Origin of the sequence: Halomonas sp., from assembly GCF_034520545.1 — a bacterium.
In the GTDB taxonomy this organism is placed as follows: domain Bacteria; phylum Pseudomonadota; class Gammaproteobacteria; order Pseudomonadales; family Halomonadaceae; genus Halomonas.
Window position 1 is genome coordinate 119,739 of record NZ_JAXHNN010000014.1, and the last position, 16,822, is coordinate 136,560.

At 64.8% G+C, this 16,822-nt stretch carries 11 protein-coding genes; 3 read left to right on the plus strand and 8 right to left on the minus strand.

Going from position 1 to position 16,822, the window contains the following annotated elements; translation table 11 throughout:
• The first annotated feature begins 18 nt into the window (after positions 1-18).
• Positions 19-3,960 carry a NahK/ErcS family hybrid sensor histidine kinase/response regulator gene (locus tag U5L98_RS15730; protein ID WP_322559239.1) on the plus strand — a complete coding sequence of 1,314 codons (3,942 nt, stop codon included), beginning with the start codon at positions 19-21 and terminating at the stop codon, positions 3,958-3,960.
• Between the two features lie 162 nt (positions 3,961-4,122).
• Here the strand turns inward: U5L98_RS15730 and U5L98_RS15735 are convergent, their stop codons facing one another.
• The 3 genes from U5L98_RS15735 to U5L98_RS15745 form a co-directional block, all read right to left on the minus strand.
• The gene (locus U5L98_RS15735) at positions 4,123-4,785 is read right to left on the minus strand and encodes a response regulator transcription factor (protein ID WP_322559240.1); all 663 of its coding nucleotides are present in this window, start codon (positions 4,783-4,785) and stop codon (positions 4,123-4,125) included.
• Between the two features lie 221 nt (positions 4,786-5,006).
• A complete protein-coding gene (gene acs, locus U5L98_RS15740) occupies positions 5,007-6,956 on the minus strand; it encodes an acetate--CoA ligase (RefSeq protein ID WP_322559241.1) in 1,950 nt (649 codons plus the stop codon).
• Positions 6,957-7,135: 179 nt separating this feature from the next.
• On the minus strand, positions 7,136-7,684 hold the full coding sequence (locus U5L98_RS15745) for a SprT-like domain-containing protein (protein ID WP_322559242.1): 549 nt from the start codon (positions 7,682-7,684) through the stop codon (positions 7,136-7,138).
• A 76-nt stretch (positions 7,685-7,760) separates the two neighbouring features.
• On the opposite strand from U5L98_RS15745, the gene U5L98_RS15750 reads away from it, so the two are divergent.
• On the plus strand, positions 7,761-8,417 hold the full coding sequence (locus U5L98_RS15750; RefSeq protein WP_322559243.1) for a YecA family protein: 657 nt from the start codon (positions 7,761-7,763) through the stop codon (positions 8,415-8,417).
• A 68-nt stretch (positions 8,418-8,485) separates the two neighbouring features.
• Here U5L98_RS15750 and U5L98_RS15755 read toward each other — a convergent pair whose 3' ends face one another.
• A complete protein-coding gene (locus tag U5L98_RS15755; protein ID WP_322559244.1) occupies positions 8,486-9,607 on the minus strand; it encodes a phosphatidylserine/phosphatidylglycerophosphate/cardiolipin synthase family protein in 1,122 nt (373 codons plus the stop codon).
• Positions 9,608-9,734: 127 nt separating this feature from the next.
• Between U5L98_RS15755 and plsB the strand changes: the two genes are divergently transcribed.
• On the plus strand, positions 9,735-12,188 hold the full coding sequence (gene plsB, locus U5L98_RS15760) for a glycerol-3-phosphate 1-O-acyltransferase PlsB (RefSeq protein WP_322559245.1): 2,454 nt from the start codon (positions 9,735-9,737) through the stop codon (positions 12,186-12,188).
• A gap of 2 nt (positions 12,189-12,190) precedes the next feature.
• Here the strand turns inward: plsB and U5L98_RS15765 are convergent, their stop codons facing one another.
• The 4 genes from U5L98_RS15765 to aceF all read right to left on the minus strand — a co-directional run bounded on the left by U5L98_RS15765 (position 12,191) and on the right by aceF (position 16,801).
• Entirely contained in the window at positions 12,191-12,949 is a 759-nt protein-coding gene (locus tag U5L98_RS15765) for a class I SAM-dependent methyltransferase (RefSeq protein ID WP_322559246.1), read from the minus strand.
• On the minus strand, positions 12,946-13,650 hold the full coding sequence (tsaB, locus tag U5L98_RS15770; RefSeq protein WP_322559247.1) for a tRNA (adenosine(37)-N6)-threonylcarbamoyltransferase complex dimerization subunit type 1 TsaB: 705 nt from the start codon (positions 13,648-13,650) through the stop codon (positions 12,946-12,948). Before tsaB ends, U5L98_RS15765 begins: the two co-directional genes overlap by 4 nt.
• 105 nt (positions 13,651-13,755) lie before the next feature.
• Positions 13,756-14,412 (minus strand): adenylate kinase, encoded by a 657-nt coding sequence (adk, locus tag U5L98_RS15775; protein ID WP_322559248.1) that lies wholly within the window; start codon positions 14,410-14,412, stop codon positions 13,756-13,758.
• Between the two features lie 235 nt (positions 14,413-14,647).
• Positions 14,648-16,801: a dihydrolipoyllysine-residue acetyltransferase gene (gene aceF, locus U5L98_RS15780; protein WP_322559249.1), complete on the minus strand. Its 2,154-nt coding sequence runs from the start codon at positions 16,799-16,801 to the stop codon at positions 14,648-14,650.
• Between the last annotated feature and the right edge of the window lie 21 nt (positions 16,802-16,822).

Below are 16,822 nucleotides of genomic sequence, written 5' to 3' on the forward strand. Positions count from 1 at the left end.
CGGAAGGGAGAAAAGTGCATGTTCGCTGGCTGGTTGCTGATCGCCGTTTCACTGCTGTATATCAGCGTGCTGTTCGCCATCGCCTGGCGGGGCGATCGTCACGCCCGGGAGCATGGGGCAAGCCGACGTCGCCCGGTGATCTACAGCCTGGCGCTGGCCATCTACTGTACCTCCTGGACCTTCCACGGCGCCGTCGGCCAGGCAGCCACGGCGGGCTGGTCCTTCGCCAGCATCTTCGTCGGCCCCATACTCACCCTACTGCTGTTCTGGCCGGTACTGGCCAAGATGATCCGCGTCGCCAAGCACCAGAACGTTACTTCCATCGCCGACTTCATCGCCTCGCGCTACGGCAAGACCCAATCATTGGCGGCCTTCGCCAGCCTGGTGGCGCTGATCGGAACCCTGCCCTACATCGCCCTGCAGTTGAAGGCGGTTTCCACCTCCTTCAGTGTGATCACCGATGCCGGCGACATCACCCAGGCGCCGCTGTTTGGTGACACGGCTTTCTATGTGGCGATGGTGATGGCGGCTTTCGCCATTCTCTTCGGTACCCGTCACACCGACGCCACCGAGCATCACGAGGGCCTGATCCACGCCGTGGCCTTCGAGTCGCTGGTCAAGCTTATCGCCTTCCTGGCACTCGGAGCCTACGTTACCTGGGGCATGTTCGACGGCCTGAGCGACCTGCTGGGCCGCGCCGAGACCCAGCTAGAGCTTCAGCGACAGCTTGCCGACCAGGACTTCGGCCAGAGCTTCTGGGCCCAGACCCTGCTGGCCATGCTGGCCATCCTCTGCCTGCCCCGCCAGTTCCATGTGGCAGTGGTGGAGAACATCCACCGTGATGACGCCACCAAGGCCCGCTGGCTCTTCCCGCTCTACCTGCTGGCTTTCGCCTTCTTCGTCATTCCTATCGCGGCGGCCGGCCTGACCATCTTCGCCGGCAGCGGCATCGAGCCGGATACCTATGTGCTGGCGCTGCCCATGGCCGCAGGCAATGAATGGCTGACGCTGCTGACCTTCATCGGTGGCTTCTCGGCGGCTACCGGCATGGTCATCGTGGCCGCGGTGGCGGTCTCGATCATGATCTCCAACGAGATCGTCATCCCCGCCCTGTTCCGACTACGCTGGTTCGATACCAAGCCGCGCGACTACGGCCGGCTGGTGCTGCAGGCGCGGCGTGTCACCATTGCCGTGATCCTGGCCATGGCCTACGGCTTCTACCAGCTGATTGGCGAGTTCAGCTCGCTGGCCAACACCGGCATGCTCTCCTTTGCCGCCGCGGCCCAGTTCGCCCCGGCATTGATCGGCGGCCTCTACTGGAAGCGTGGCAACCGCCTGGGCGTGATCGTCGGCATGAATGCCGGCTTTGCCATCTGGGCCTACAGCCTTCTGATGCCCACCCTGATCGGTGCCGGCGTGCTGCCAGGGAGCTGGCTCGATGGTGGCCCGCTGAGCGTAGCCTGGCTGGCCCCCACCTCGCTATTCGGTCTCAACGTTGGCGACAGCTTCACCCATGGCGTAATGCTCTCCCTGGGCGTGAACCTCTTCTGCTATATCTTCGTCTCCCAGGTCACCGCCCAGCGGGTCGTCGAGCGCATCCAAGCCTCGCTGTTCGTGGACAGCGTCGAGACCCGCCAGACCTCGGTGAACCGACCCTGGACCGGCGCCACCACCGTGGGCGACCTCAAGGTGCTCTGCGAGCGCTTCCTAGGCGCCGGCCAGGTGAACCGCGCCTTCGAGGATTATTCCCGGCGCACTGGCACCCACCTGGAGGACAACACCCGGGCTTCCATCGATGTCATCCAGTTCACCGAGCGCTTCCTTGCCTCGGTCCTCGGCGCCTCCTCGGCACGGATCGTCGTCAATTCGGCCCTTCAGGGGCGCGGCATCGGCATCTCGGACGTGATTTCCATCGTCGACGAGGCCTCCCAGGTGCTGGAGTTCAACCGCGCCCTGCTGCAGGCCACCATCGAGAACATCAGCCAGGGCATCAGCGTGGTCGACCAGAATCTGCGTCTGGTGGTATGGAACCAGCGATACTTGGAGCTGTTCCGCTTCCCCGACCATCTGATCCGCGTCGGCGCCCCGATGGACAAGATCTTCCGCTACAACGCCCACAACGGCGAGTACGGCCCCGGCGATCCCGAGGAGCACGTGCGGCTGCTGATCGACAACATCCGCGAGGGCCACCCCCACCGCTACGTGCGCTACCGCCAGGACGGCAGCGTATTGGAGGTTCAGGGCAACCCCATGCCGGGGGGCGGCTTCGTCTACACCTACCAGGACATCACCCAGCAGAAGCGCATCGAGGAAGCGCTGATTCGCTCCGAGAACAACATCCGCATCTATACCGACAACGTGCCGGCGCTGATCGCCTATTTCGACAAGGAGTGCCGCTACCTCTTCACCAACCGCGCCTACGAGCAGGCCTTCGGCATCGATCGCAACGCAGTGATCGGCAAGCGTGTGGAAGAGGTAATGGACCCCCGCATGGCACGCGAACGGGCGCCATGGATCGAGCGCGCCCTGACCGGTGAGCGGGTCAATTTCGAGGTCTCGTTGCCCATCGGCGACGAACGACGCTATATGCTGGTCACCTATACCCCTCATTTCGGCGACAGCGGGTCGATACTGGGTTTCTTCGCTCTCTACCAGGACATCACCGAGCGACGCCTGGCCGAGATCGCTCTCGAGGAAACCAATGAAACCCTGGAAGAGCGGGTGCGCGAGCGCACCCAGGCCCTCTCCGAGGCCAACGCCGCCCTGCGCCAGGAGAACCGGGTGCGTGCCGAGGCCGAGCTCGCCCTGCGCCAGGCCAAGCAGCTGGCCGAAGATGCCAATGCCTCCAAGACGCGCTTCCTGGCAGCCGCCAGCCACGACCTGCTGCAGCCGCTCAATGCCGCAAGGTTGTTCACCTCGGCCCTCGCCCAGGAGATGGAAGCGGACGACATGAAGCGCACCATCGGCCATATCGACAACTCGCTGCAAGCCGCCGAGGAGCTGCTGAGCACGCTACTCGACATCTCGAAGCTGGATGCCGGTGCCCTCACCCCGCGACGCAGCCACTTCGCCTTGGCCGACATCATCCGCCCGCTGCGCGCCGAGTTCGAGGTGATGGCCGAGGAGCGTGGCCTGGACCTGGTGGTGGTGCCGACCCACCAGTGGGTCGATAGCGACCCCCAGATGCTGCGCCGGATCATCCAGAATTTCCTCTCCAACGCCATCCGCTACACTCAGGCAGGCCGGGTACTGCTCGGCTGCCGCCGCCATGGCGAACGCATCACCATCGAAGTATGGGACTCAGGCCCAGGGATCCCCGAAGCCAAGCAGCTCGAGATCTTCCAGGAGTTCCGTCGCCTCGATCAGGCCACGCGGCACAAGGAGAGCGAGAAGGGCCTGGGCCTCGGTCTGTCCATCGCCGACCGCATGGCCCGAGTGCTCGATCATCCCATCCGGGTACGTTCGAAGGAGAGCTTTGGCACCATGTTCTCCGTCAGCGTACCGGTGGTCGCACCCCGCACCGCAACACAGCAGGCCGAAGACGCCACGCCGAAGCGCGCCGGCAACAAGCTCGCCGACACCCGGATACTCTGCATCGACAACGAGTCGCTGATACTCGAGGGCATGAAGGCGATGCTCTCGGGCTGGGGCTGCGAAGTATTCACGGCTACCACCATCGGCGGCGCCAAATCGGTAATGCGCCACCTGGACGGCGCTCCGGACGCGATACTCGCGGACTACCACCTGGACAACGAGGTTACGGGGCTGATGGCCCTGGAGGCACTCGGCGAGCGGCTGGAGGGTGCAGTGCCCGGCATCGTGATCACTGCCGACCGTACCGAGGAAGTGGCCGAAGAGGTCAGACGCGCCGGCTATCAGCTACTGCTCAAGCCGGTGCGCCCCGCCGCCCTGCGCGCCCTGCTGACCCGCACCCTGCAGGCCAGCCGCGCAGCGCAGTAGTAACTGCAAGCTGCAAGCTGCAAGCTGCAAGCTGCAAGCTGCAAGCTGCAAGCTGCAAGCCAGTAAGGGTATGTGCTTACTGCAAAAACCCACCGGTCGGTGGGTTTTTGCGTTTCCTTGAAGCTTGCGTCTTGACGCTTGCTCCTTCGGGCGAAGCCAGACTCAGGATTCTACCTTCGGTGGCTCGACCTCGAGCTTCTGGGCGGCGATCACCGCCTGAGTGCGGGAATGCACGCCGAGCTTGCGAAGGATGGCGGTGACGTGGGCCTTGATGGTGGCCTCGGAGACGCTCAGCTCATAGGCAATCTGCTTGTTGAGCAGGCCCTCGGTGAGCATGTTGAGCACCCGAAACTGCTGAGGCGTCAGCGAAGCGATCGCCTCGGCAAACTTGGTCTCCTCCTCGTTGGACTCGCCCAGCGCCTCGGCCATCTCGGCCGGCAGCCAGACCTCGCCATCGAGGATCTCGCCCACCGCCTCGGCAATCAGCGCCAGAGACGAGGACTTGGGAATAAAGCCCGAGGCCCCGTAGTCGATGGCGCGGCGCACCACATAAGCCTCGTCGCTGCCGGAGACCACCGCCACCGGGATATCGGGTGTCTGGCCACGCAGCTGGATCAAGCCGGAGAAGCCGTGGGCACCCGGCATGTGCAGATCCAGCAGGATCAGGTCTGCGTCGGGATGCCGGGTGACCACCTCGGTGGTCGCTTCCATCGTGTCGGATTCGACGATCTCGGCCTGGGGCGCCAGCTGACGCAGCGCCTGGGTCAGAGCCGCTCGGAACAGCGGATGGTCATCGGCAACGATGAATTTCTGGGCAAAGGCCATGGATCTTCCTCCGGTTCCTCGAGCAGCGCACCGAAGCCGCCACGCTGGGCTCTACATTTGTCGCCTGTATGGTACCCCATGGCCAAGGCGATTCCCAAGGGCTCTCGAGTATCGTCGACACTGCGCCTGCCACCTACGAAAAAGCCGGCCCCGAGGGGCCGGCTTTTGACATGCCATGAGGCGACAGGCGATGGTCACCTGCCACTGAGTGGGCAGTGCCCTCAGCGGTTGACGCGATGCTCGATCAGCTCATCGACCACCGACGGATCCGCCAGGGTGCTGGTATCGCCCAGGCCATCACACTCGTTGGCAGCGATCTTGCGCAGAATCCGACGCATGATCTTGCCCGAGCGGGTCTTGGGCAGACCCTGCGCCCACTGGATGACGTCAGGCGAAGCGATCGGACCGATGTCCTTGCGAACCCACTGGGTCAGCTCCTTCTTGAGCTCGTCGCTTTCCTCGAAGCCATCGGCCAGAGTCACATAGATATAAATGCCCTGCCCCTTGATGTCATGGGGGAAGCCGACCACCGCCGCCTCTGCCACGGCCTCGTGGGCCACCAGTGAGGATTCGATCTCCGCGGTACCCATGCGGTGGCCGGAGACGTTGAGCACATCGTCGACGCGACCGGTGATCCAGTAGTAGCCGTCCTCGTCGCGACGGCAGCCGTCACCGGTAAAGTACACACCCTTGAACGCCGAGAAATAGGTCTGAACGAAGCGGTCGTGGTCACCCCAGATGGAGCGCGCCTGGCCCGGCCAGGAATCCAGGATCACCAGGTTACCCTCGGTGGCACCCTTGAGCTCATTGCCCTCATTGTCGACCAGCGCGGGCACAACGCCGAAGAACGGCAGGGTAGCGGAGCCCGGCTTGAGATCAGTGGCCCCGGGCAGCGGCGCGATCATGATGCCGCCGGTCTCGGTCTGCCACCAGGTATCGACGATGGGGCACTTCCCGTTACCGATCACCTGATGGAACCACTCCCACGCCTGGGGGTTGATGGGTTCGCCCACCGAACCGAGCACGCGCAGGCTGTCGCGCTTGCTGGAATCCATGACGTCGTCGCCATGGGCCATCAGGGCACGCACCGCGGTAGGCGCGGTATACAGAATGTTGACGTTGTGCTTGTCGACGATCTCGCCCATGCGGCCATGGGTCGGATAGCTGGGTACGCCTTCAAACATCAAGGTGGTGCCGCCATTGGCCAGCGGACCATAGACGATATAGCTGTGGCCGGTGACCCAGCCCACATCGGCGGTGCACCAGTAGACCTCGCCCTCCTGATAGTCGAAGACATACTGGTGGGTCATGGCGGCATGCAGCAGGTAGCCACCGGTGGTGTGCTTCAACCCCTTGGGCGCCCCGGTCGAACCGGAGGTGTAGAGGATGAACAGCGGATCCTCGGCCCCCATCTCCTCGGCCGGGCAATCGGTGGACTGCTTGGTGACGACGTCGTCGTACCAGACGTCGCGCCCGTCCTTCCAGTCGATCTCACCACCGGTGCGCTTGACCACCAGCACCTTCTCGCAGACATCGGTACCGTCGCGGGTCAGGGCGGCATCGACGTTGTCCTTCAGCGGCACTTGCTTGCCACCGCGCACGGACTCGTCGGCGGTGATAATCAGCTTGGACTTGGCCCCGATCACGCGTTGGGCCACTGCATCCGGGGAGAAGCCGCCGAATACTACCGAGTGCACGGCACCGATGCGGGCACAGGCCAGCATTGCCACGGTGGCCTCGGGAATCATCGGCATGTAGAGCGTGACGACATCACCTTTGCCAACGCCCAGTTCCTTGAGGCCGTTGGCCATCTGGCAGGTCTTCTCATAGAGCTCCCGGTAAGTGAGCGTCTTGTCATCCTTGGGATCATCGCCCTCCCAGATGATCGCCGGCTGGTCGCCGCGCGTCTCGAGGTGGCGGTCGAGGCAGTTGACGCTGGCATTGAGAGTACCGTCCTCGAACCAGCGGATATCCACGTTGTGCGAATCGAAGGAGGTATGCTTGATCTTGGTCGGCGCCTTGATCCAGTCGAGGCGCTTGGCCTGCTCACCCCAGAAACCCTTGGGGTCATCAACCGACTGCTTGTACATGGCCTCATAGGTGGCCTTGTCGGCGTGGGCCTTGGCGGCAAACTCTTCGCTTACGGGATAGACTTTCTGGTGTTCGGTCATGGATATGCCTCTGTCCAAAGGGGGTGGACACCCTCCAGGTGGATGTTGCCGACCACGTTATAGTTGGACGGGCCGGCCCCATAAAAGGGTGTTAACAGCATATACGTCAGCACGCGGCCTTCCCTTTAGACATTGGTAGCAACATTTTTTCTATAAATCACAATGACTTACAAGAAAATTCAGGAAGCGGTATAACCGCGATAGACCAAGGTCTGAGCGCAGTGCCGGCAACGGTACTCTCGCCCCCGCCGTGCCAGGGCATGCCGCCGAGCGGTAAAGCCATGTTCTTGGCAGCCGCAGCGATAGCGGTAAGGCGCCGGGCTCGCACGCTCGGTATCGAAACGATGAGTGGTCCGTGGCTCCACGCCGAAGAGGCGACGCATCACGGTCTGCCACTCGTGGCCATGGGGGCGCGCCTGGTGGCCATCCTCCAGGTGATGCACCAGCCAGTGGGCCATCTCGTGAGGCACCACCTCGACCAGAAAGGCGAGGCGGTTCTCCTCCAGGAGCAACGGATTGAAGCGCAGCCCGCCCCGTCCGAAGTGGGCCTGGCCGGCACACTTGCCCCGCAGATCAAGCCAGACCGTCGGTCGCGGCAAGGCGGTATGCAGTTCACAACACAGACAGTAGGCCGCTTCGACCCGCTCGAGAAGGGCAAGGCGAAGGGCGGCCCGGTCGAGCTCATCGAGTCGAGCGAGGTCGGGGGCGGGAAGCGCGGGTATCGTCATGGGATGATAGAATGGCGCCTTCGTGTCGAGGCGTAAAGCCTTCCCCCATGCCCACGTTTTCCCTGTGAGAGCCGTCATGTCCGATGCCGAAGCGCCCATCCCACAGCCGCTCCTCGAGGACGAGGAGCTCGACCTGCTCGACGACTTCCTCGACTCCGAACGGGTCGACGCCGACGCCCTTGACCTGATCGGCGCCCACGGCTTCCTGATGGCCCTGGCCGTGGCCCCGCGCGACATGCCTGCGGCGGCCTGGATCGCCGAACTGTTCCATGGTGAACCGACCTTCGCAGACGACGCCGAGCGCGAGATGATCCTGGGGCTACTCGAGCGACTCAGGCGCAACGCCATCGAGGTACTGGAGGCGGGCGGCCTACCGGAACTGCCCTTCGAGCTCGAGTTGGGCGACAGCGCCCCTGAGGAGACGCCGGTCGGCGACTGGTGCGCCGGCTTCATGGAAGGTGTCTTCCTCGATGAAGCCGCCTGGTTCACCGACGACGAGGAAGCCGCCGCTACCTTGCTGCTGCCCTTCATGCTGCTTTCCGGGCTGTTCGATGACGAACCCGACATGGCGGAGCTGTCCGGCGATACGACTCGGCTCGAAGGCCTCGTCACCCAGTTGCCGGAACTGGTGCTGGACCTCTATCTGCACTATCGCGTCCCCCCGGAAACGCCCAAGCCCAAGCCACGCCGCAAGCAGCCCGCCGGGCGGAGCAAGGGCAGCCGTAAGCCGTAAGCCGTAAGCGAGACTGTGGTTTTCTTACAGTTTAAAGCTGACAGCTTATAGCTCGCGGCGCAGCCGCGTCAGCGCAGCCGCGTCAGCATTCCGTCCAGGATCCCGTAGAGCCACTCGCGCAAGCGCTGCAAGCGTGGCCGCCGTGACCAGGCCACGGGGTCGATCTCACGACTCGACGCGAAATTGCGCTCGAACAGCCCAACGAGCTCGGTGGCGAAGCGGCGGTCTTCTACCTCCTGATTGGCTTCCAGGTTCCACTGCAGACTCCAGTGGTCGAAGTTGCACGAGCCAAGGCTGACCCAGTCATCGGCCAGCGAAAACTTGGCATGAATGAAGGTGGGCTGAAATTCGAAGATGCGCACCCCTGCCCGCAGCAGACGGCCATAGAAGCGCTGACCGGCATAGCGCACGCCGGGATGGTCATGGATCTCGCCCGGCAACAGCAGGCGCACGTCAACGCCGCGCCGCGCCGCCCGAGCCAGGCGCCTGCGCAGAGTAAAGGTGGGCGCAAAGTAGGGCGTACAGAGCCACAGCCGCTGAGAGGCCGTCGAAACCCGATGATGCAGCGAGTGACGAATCGCCTGATAGCGGTAACCCTGCCCCCAGACCACCCGACCCCGCATGCCGCGGAAACCCTCGCGGGGGCGTGTCGCGAGCTCCAGGCCCCGCACCAGCGAAGCCCTGCCGGGCCCGCGACTCATGGGGGAGTCCCAGAGCCGGCAGAACAGCCGCACCCAGTCGGCCACCACCGGCCCCTCGATGCGCATTGCCACCTCGTACCAGGCATCCAAAAACTCGTCCACGGCCCCGAAGCCCCCGGTGAAGGCCTCTGCACCATCGACCACCACCAGCTTGCGATGATCCCGGGTCAGGTTACGCACCAGCGACTGAACGCCCAAGGGATTGAAGAAGCGCAATGCCACTCCCCCCTCCTCGAGACGCTGGCGGTCGGCACTGGCCAGCCCCATGGCCCCATAGCCGTCGAGCAGCAGCAGTACCGACACACCACGCTCGACGGCGCGCAACAGCGACCCGATCAGTGCCGTGGCGAGCCGACCGGATTCCATCAGGTAGAGCTCGATAAGCACGGAGTGACGCGCTCGATCGACGGCCTCGAACATCGTAGGCAGGAAGAGGGCCGCCTCGGGAAGCAGTTCGAAATGGTTGCCGTCTCGCCACATACCGTGCATGGCATCGTCTCTGTCACATACCGTTACAGCATTGACGCATGTTTGCCGGTCCGGGAAAAGCCCGGACCCCTGACTATCGGCAATCGTGCCGCTATACTGACGCTTTGCACTCAGCAATGGCGACCTGATGGGCCTTGCACACATGCTGAGCGGCGCTTTGCGCGCGCCGCTAAAGCGACTGATGGCCCGCTGGGCCCAGATCCGACTGATCGAGCCCGACCCTGGCGCGTTCCCTCTGGAGCCAACGCTCCCGACTCTCTATGTACTGCCGCATCCGGCACTCTCCGACACCCTGCTGCTGGAATCGTTGACGCGACATCATGGTCTACCGCCGGCCGGCGGCCGTCGGACCATCGGCACGATCTCCCTGCCCGCCAGCCTGCCGCTACCCGGTCAAAGCCGCCGCCTTTGGCGCCGCACGCGACGACCGGAGGCGCCCTTCCTTTCGCTGATCGAGCAGTGCCGCCTGGACCCCGCCCGTGACGTTCAACTGGTGCCGGTGAGCATCTTCTGGGGGCGTGCCCCAGGCAAACGCTTCGGCTTTTGGCAACTGCTTGCAGCGGACAGCTGGCAGCTCACCGGACGACTTCGCCGTCTACTGTCGGTGATCATCAACGGCAAGGATGTGGAGGTCCATCTCGGCACCCCGCTCAGGCTCAGCGACCTCCTGGACGAGCGAGAGGCAAGCCTCACCAATCGCAAGGTCGCCAGGCTGCTGCGGGTGCACTTCCGACGCCTGCGCACCCGGGTGCTGGGGCCGGATCTCTCCCATCGGCGAACCCTGATCGAGGGCGTCGCGGCGAGTCCCGGGGTGCGCCGCATCATCCACGAAGTGGCGACCGCGGAGCAGCGCTCACCGGCGCGCCTCGAGGATCGGGCCCGCCGCTACGGCCGCGAGATCGCCTCGAACATGACCTACCCGGTGCTACGCTTCATGGCCGGCCTGCTGCGGCGTCTCTGGAACCGCCTCTACGACGGCGTGACAGTGAAGGGTCTGGAGCGGGTCAAAGACATCGCCGGCGACCACACCCTCGTCTACGTCCCCTGCCACCGCAGCCACATCGACTATCTACTGCTCTCCTACGTGCTTTATCGCGACGGATTGATGCCTCCGCACATCGCTGCCGGACGCAACCTCGACATGCCGTTGATCGGCCCGCTGCTGCGTCGCGGCGGCGCCTTCTTCATGCGCCGCAGCTTCCGCGACAACCGCCTTTATGCTGCGGTCTTCAACGAGTATCTGCACCGCCTTATCGCCCGCGGTCACCCGCTGGAGTACTTCATCGAGGGTGGACGTTCGCGCAGCGGCCGCATGCTGCCGGCCCGGCCGGGCATGCTGTCGATGACCCTGCGCTCCTACCTGCGCAACGCCAGTGGCGGTGGCCAAGCACTGGTGTTCATACCGGTCTACATCGGCTACGAGCGCATCCTCGAGAGTGGTAGCTACCAGCGTGAGCTGCATGGCGGCAGGAAGCGCAAGGAGAGTCCATGGGGACTGCTGCGGGTAATCGGCCAGCTCCGCCAGCCCTTCGGGCAGGTGACCGTCAACATCGGCGAGCCACTGTCATTGCGGGACTTCCTGGACCAGGAAGTACCCGGCTGGCAACAACGGCTCGACGACCCGCGCCCGCCCTGGCTCACCCGGGTCGTGCCCCGCCTGAGCGAGACCCTCTCGCGGTGCATCAACGCGGCGGCCGCTCTCAACCCAGTCAATCTGGTGGCCCTGGTCCTGCTGGCCACACCGCATCATGCCATCGAGGCCAGTCTGCTCAAGCGCCAGCTGGCGTTGCTTGTGACCCTGCAACAACGTCTCCCGGGAGGCCGCCATGCCAGCCTCCCGGACGGTACACCCGATGCCTGGCTCGAGCGGGTGCTCGCCCTGGAGATGGTCGAGCGCCGACCGCACCCGCTGGGCGACATCATCGTCGCCGACGAACGCCGGGCCGGCCAGCTGGGCTGGTATCGCAACAACGTGCTGCATCTCTTCGCGCTCGCCGGGCTCACCGCCTTCGCCTTCCGCCACCAGGCATGCCACGACCTGGATGACCTTGAGGCCCTGCTCTCCCCCGGCTGGCCGATCCTGACCCGAGAGCTGATGATTCCTGCTCCGGCTTCGCTGCGAGAGGACCTGGCCTCAATGCTCGACGTCCTGGTCGAAGCGGGGCTGCTGGAACATCACGCCGGCGGCTGGCGACGGCCTCGAGAGTCGCTGGAGGCCGGGGAGCAGTTGCGCATGCTGGGTGGCTTGATGCAGCCGTCGCTCGAGCGCGGCTACCTGCTGCTGTCGGTGCTTTTGAGCGAGCCTGCGGGGCACTTCAAGGCCGATGAGCTGACCGTACGTAGCCGCGAGTTCGCCGAGCGCTTGGCACTGCTCTCGGGGCTGGATGCACCGGAATTCTTCGATACCCGGCTGTTTTCAGGGCTGGTGGAGAGCCTGGAAGCTGAGGGATGGCTGTACACCGATGACGGCCGCCTGTTTTTCGACGACCGCCTGCGCGAGGCAGCCCAGCGGAGCCGGGCGCTGTTCGATCCGGCACTGCGCCATCGGCTGCAGCTAGTCAGTCGCACGGACGAAGAATGAAGTCAGGCATCCAGGCGGCGGTGGACGTAGAGGTCATAGCGGCTGGTCCTGTCCTCGATGACGTGACGGGGCCGCGGCCCCTCGATGGAGGGGGCCTTGCGGGGCCGCTTGACCACCACCCGATGGGAGGCTACGTCCAGTGCCGCCTCCAGCAGCCGCGGGGCATCCGGGTCATCCCCGGCCAGGGTGCGGAAGAGTCGCATCTCCTTCTTGACCAGCGCGGACTTGTCACGATGAGGGAACATGGGATCGAGGTGGACCACCTGGGGTGCTACCGCGCGGCTCGCCACCAGCGCCTCCAGCCCAAGGGCCGCATCGCCGTGGACGAGTGCCATGCGGGCGGCGATACCGCGAATCTCGGGATCGACACGTGCCCGGGCCAGGCCGTCCTCCAGTAACGCAAAGATTGCCGCGACCCGCTCGATCAGAAGCACCTCCGCCCCCAGGCTCGCCAGCACGAAGGCATCACGCCCGAGCCCCGCGGTGGCATCCACCACCGAGGGCGTGACGCCCTTGGCCAGGCCACAGGCGCGGGCGACCAGCTGACCACGGCCGCCGCCGAAGCGACGCCGATGAGCGGCACGCCCGGCGACGAAATCCACGGCCAGTGGATGACCATAGCGCTTCGGATCGCCGGCCAGCACCAAGCGGTCACCCTGGCGAACCAGCAGCAGCTCGGCCTCGCCCTCCACGGCCCGAGGCAGGCCGAGGCGCGCCGCCAGGGCCGGGTCCTCCACCCCCACCGGCACGGCAGGCCTCATCGGCTTTTCTGCCAGGCGACTCGGTCGCGCAGATAGACCGGCTGGGCAAGATGAGCTGGCTGGCCTCGTCCGGCCTCCAACTCGCGCATGGCCAGCAGGGCCATGTCGGCGGCATCGGCTTCAGGTTCGGTCAGGCAGAGCCCCATGCCGGCCTGCACATCGGCGGGCATCTGGTGCCACAGGGTCCATCCGGAGCCGATACCGATCCAGTCGTGGTCGTCATGGCCGGCGGGCAGACTCAGCCGTTCCGGCGGCATCACGACTTCCTCGGTCAGTGCCATGAGCCTGCCTTCATGGCACTGCCAGGCCGCCACGTAGATTTCGCCCATGCGCGCATCCAGCGCGGTGATCAGCCAGCGGTAATGGTGGCGACGATGGGCGCCGAGGGCCAGCGCCTCGAGGGTCGAAACGCCAACCAGCGGTCGGTCGAGGCCGAAGGCGAGCCCCTGGGCGACTCCAGCGGCAATGCGCAGGCCGGTAAAGGAGCCCGGCCCTCGGCCATAGGCCACGGCGTCCAGCGCAGAGGCCGGCAGACCGGCCTCTGCGAGCACCTCATCGACAATCGGCAGCAACCGCCGGGTGTGCTCCCGCGGGGTCAGGGCGAAGCGTGAGATCAGTTCGTCGTCGAGGCCTTCGCGGCGGCGCAGCAGGGCGGCGGAACAGGCGCTCGAGGAGGCATCCAGGGCCAGCAGGGTCGGCATGGGCAAGCGGTCACGGCGAGAAGTGTCGGAGCATTATACGTGCACCACCGCCAACGACGAAGGCCCGCGCATGGCGGGCCTTCGGTAACAAAGGGTGACAGTTGCTCAGCCTTCCAGCGCCTCGATCACCTGGGCAGTGATGTCGTCGATGCTGCCCACCCCTTCGACCCGATGATATTCCGGCGCCGCCTCGGGGTCTTCCTTTGCCCATTGCCGATAGTAGTCGACAAGCGGCGCCGTCTGCTCGTGGTAGACCGCCAGGCGGTTGCGCACGGTGGACTCGCGGTCGTCGTCGCGCTGGATCAACGCCTCGCCGGTGACGTCATCCTTGCCCTCTTCCTTGGGCGGCTGGTACTCGACGTGATAGACCCGGCCAGATCCCGGGTGCACACGCCGACCGGCCAGACGCTGGACGATCTCCTCGTCGTCCACGGCGATCTCCAGCACGTGATCGATCTTGACCTCGGCATCCTTCATGGCCTGAGCCTGGGGGATGGTGCGCGGGAAACCATCGAACAGGAAGCCGTTGGCGCAGTCGGGCTGGCTGATGCGCTCCTTGACGAGAGCAATGATGATGTCGTCGGACACCAGGCCCCCGCTGTTCATGATCTCCTTGACCTTGAGCCCCAGGTCGGTGCCTTCATTCACCGCGGCACGCAACATGTCGCCGGTTGAGATCTGCGGGATATCGAACCGCTCGCAGATGAACTGGGCCTGGGTGCCCTTGCCGGCACCGGGGGCGCCCAACAGGATCAAACGCATCTGACTGCTCCTTGAAATGTGACTCTCGTACACGAGGAAAGGGGTGATCCGAACGATAACCGTGCCGTCAGGCCCAGACAAGCGACGGAGCCACCAGCACGTCGTATAAATCAGAAAAAGTACAGCATATCAGACCATTGGGGCCGAATAGCACTTTGGTCTGCCCTGCGCGATAACGCCGATCAAGAACGACAACGGCGCCTTGAGGCGCCGTTGTACCACCCAGGGTGCCGTGCTACAGCAGCAGCCGACGGATATCCGTCAGCACCTGGCCCAGGAAGGCGGTGAAGCGCGCCGCATCGGCGCCGTTGACCGCCCGATGATCATAGGAGAGGCACAGCGGCATCATCAGCCGCGGCTGGAACGCCTGGCCATCCCACACCGGCTTGGTCTGCGCCTTGGAGATGCCAAGGATGGCCACCTCCGGGGCATTGACGATCGGCGTGAAGGCGGTGCCCCCGATGGAACCCAGGCTGGAGATGGTGAAGCAGCCACCCGTCATTTCCTCGCGCTTGAGCTTCTTCGACTGGGCCTTCTTGGCCAGCTCCATGGACTCCTTGGCCAGCTCGATCAGCGACTTCTGATCGGCATCGCGGATCACCGGCACCATCAGGCCATCCGGGCTGTCCACGGCAATACCGATGTGCACGTACTTCTTGTGAACCACCGTCTCGCCGTCACTCCTCAGGCTGACGTTGAACTGCGGGAACTTGCGCAGCGCAAAGGCACAGGCCTTGATCAGGAAGGGCAGCGGCGTGAGCTTGGCGCCCTGTGCCTCAGCCTCGGCCTTCATCGACTTGCGGAACGCCTCCAGTTCGGTGATGTCCGCCTCGTCGAACTGGGTGACATGGGGCAGGTTGACCCAGCTGCGATGCAGGTTGGTGGCGCCCATCTTCATCAGGCGGCCCATGGGTTTCTCTTCCACCTCGCCGAACTGACTGAAGTCCTGATCCGGGATCGGCGGAATACCGCTACCGCCTGCCGCCGGCGCCGCCGCGGCAGGTGCCTCAGCCTTGCCGGCCATTACCTGCTTGACGTAGGCATGGACGTCCTCCTTGAGGACGCGATCCTTCGGGCCACTGGGCTTGACCAGCCCCAAGTCGACACCCAACTCACGCGCCAGCATGCGCACCGCCGGGCCGGCGTGAACCAGCTTACCGTCGCGCGGCTTGTGAGCGGCCATCTGAGCCTCGGGGCTCGGCGAGCCGGCAGGCGTCGACGACTTGGGCTTCTCGGCCTTGGGCGCCTCGCTCGCCTTCTCCGTGGGCTGCTTGGTCGACGACTTGTCTCCGGCCACCGGAGTGCTGGCCACCGGAGTGCCGGCCACCGGAGTGCCGGCCACCTCGATATAGCCGATCAGGTCGCCCTCGGAGACGCTATCGCCCTCCTTGACGGTCAGTTCGACCAGCTTGCCCTTGTAGGGACTGGGGACGTCCATGGAGGCCTTGTCGGACTCCAGGGTGATCAGCGGATCCTCCTCATCGACCTCGTCACCAGCGCTGACGGCGATCTCGATGATCGGCACATTGGCAGAGCCTGAGAGGTCCGGCACACGAATCTCCTTGCGCTCGGGCTCGCCACTGCCGACGCCCTTCTCCTCGGCCGGTGCTTGATCCTGCGCGGTGCTGGCCTGAGGCGCCGGGGAACTCTCGGCAGCGGGCTCTGCGTCGCCGCCATCCTCATCGGCACTCGCGTTCACGATCTCCATGGTGCCGATCACGTCGCCCTCGGAGACGGTGTCACCCTCCTTGACGGTGAGAGAGACCAGCTTTCCGGCATGGGGGCTCGGAACGTCCATGGAGGCCTTGTCGGACTCCAGGGTGATCAGCGTATCCTCGGCGGCCACCTCGTCGCCCTCGGCCACCGCCACCTCGATGATCTCTACATCCGCTGAGCCGCCCAGGTCAGGAACCTTGACCTCCACGGTGCGCTTGCCACCGCCAGACTTGGCCGCGGGTTTCTGTTCGGTAGCTTTCTCCGGGCGCGGTTCAGACTGCTGCTGTGTCTCGGAGGCCTCACTCTTCTTCTCGGCTTCGCTTTCCTCCTCGGCCTCGCTTTCCTCCTCGGCCTCGCTTTCCTCCTCGGCCTCGCTTTCCTCCTCGGCCTCGCTTTCCTCCTCGGCCTCGCTTTCCTCTTCAGCGTCGCCGCCTCCCTCGGCTTCGATCTCGACGATATCGTCGCCCTCGGAGACGGTATCGCCCTCCTTGACCAGCACCTTGACCACCTTGCCGCCCTTCGGCGCCGGCACGTCCATGCTGGCCTTGTCGGACTCCAGCGTGATCAGGGTGTCCTCGGGAGCGATGACATCGCCCTCGGCCACCGCGATCTCGATGATTTCCACATCGGTATCGCCACCGATGTCCGGAACTTTGATGATTTCGCTACTCAAGGTCGCGCTCCTTCAAACTCT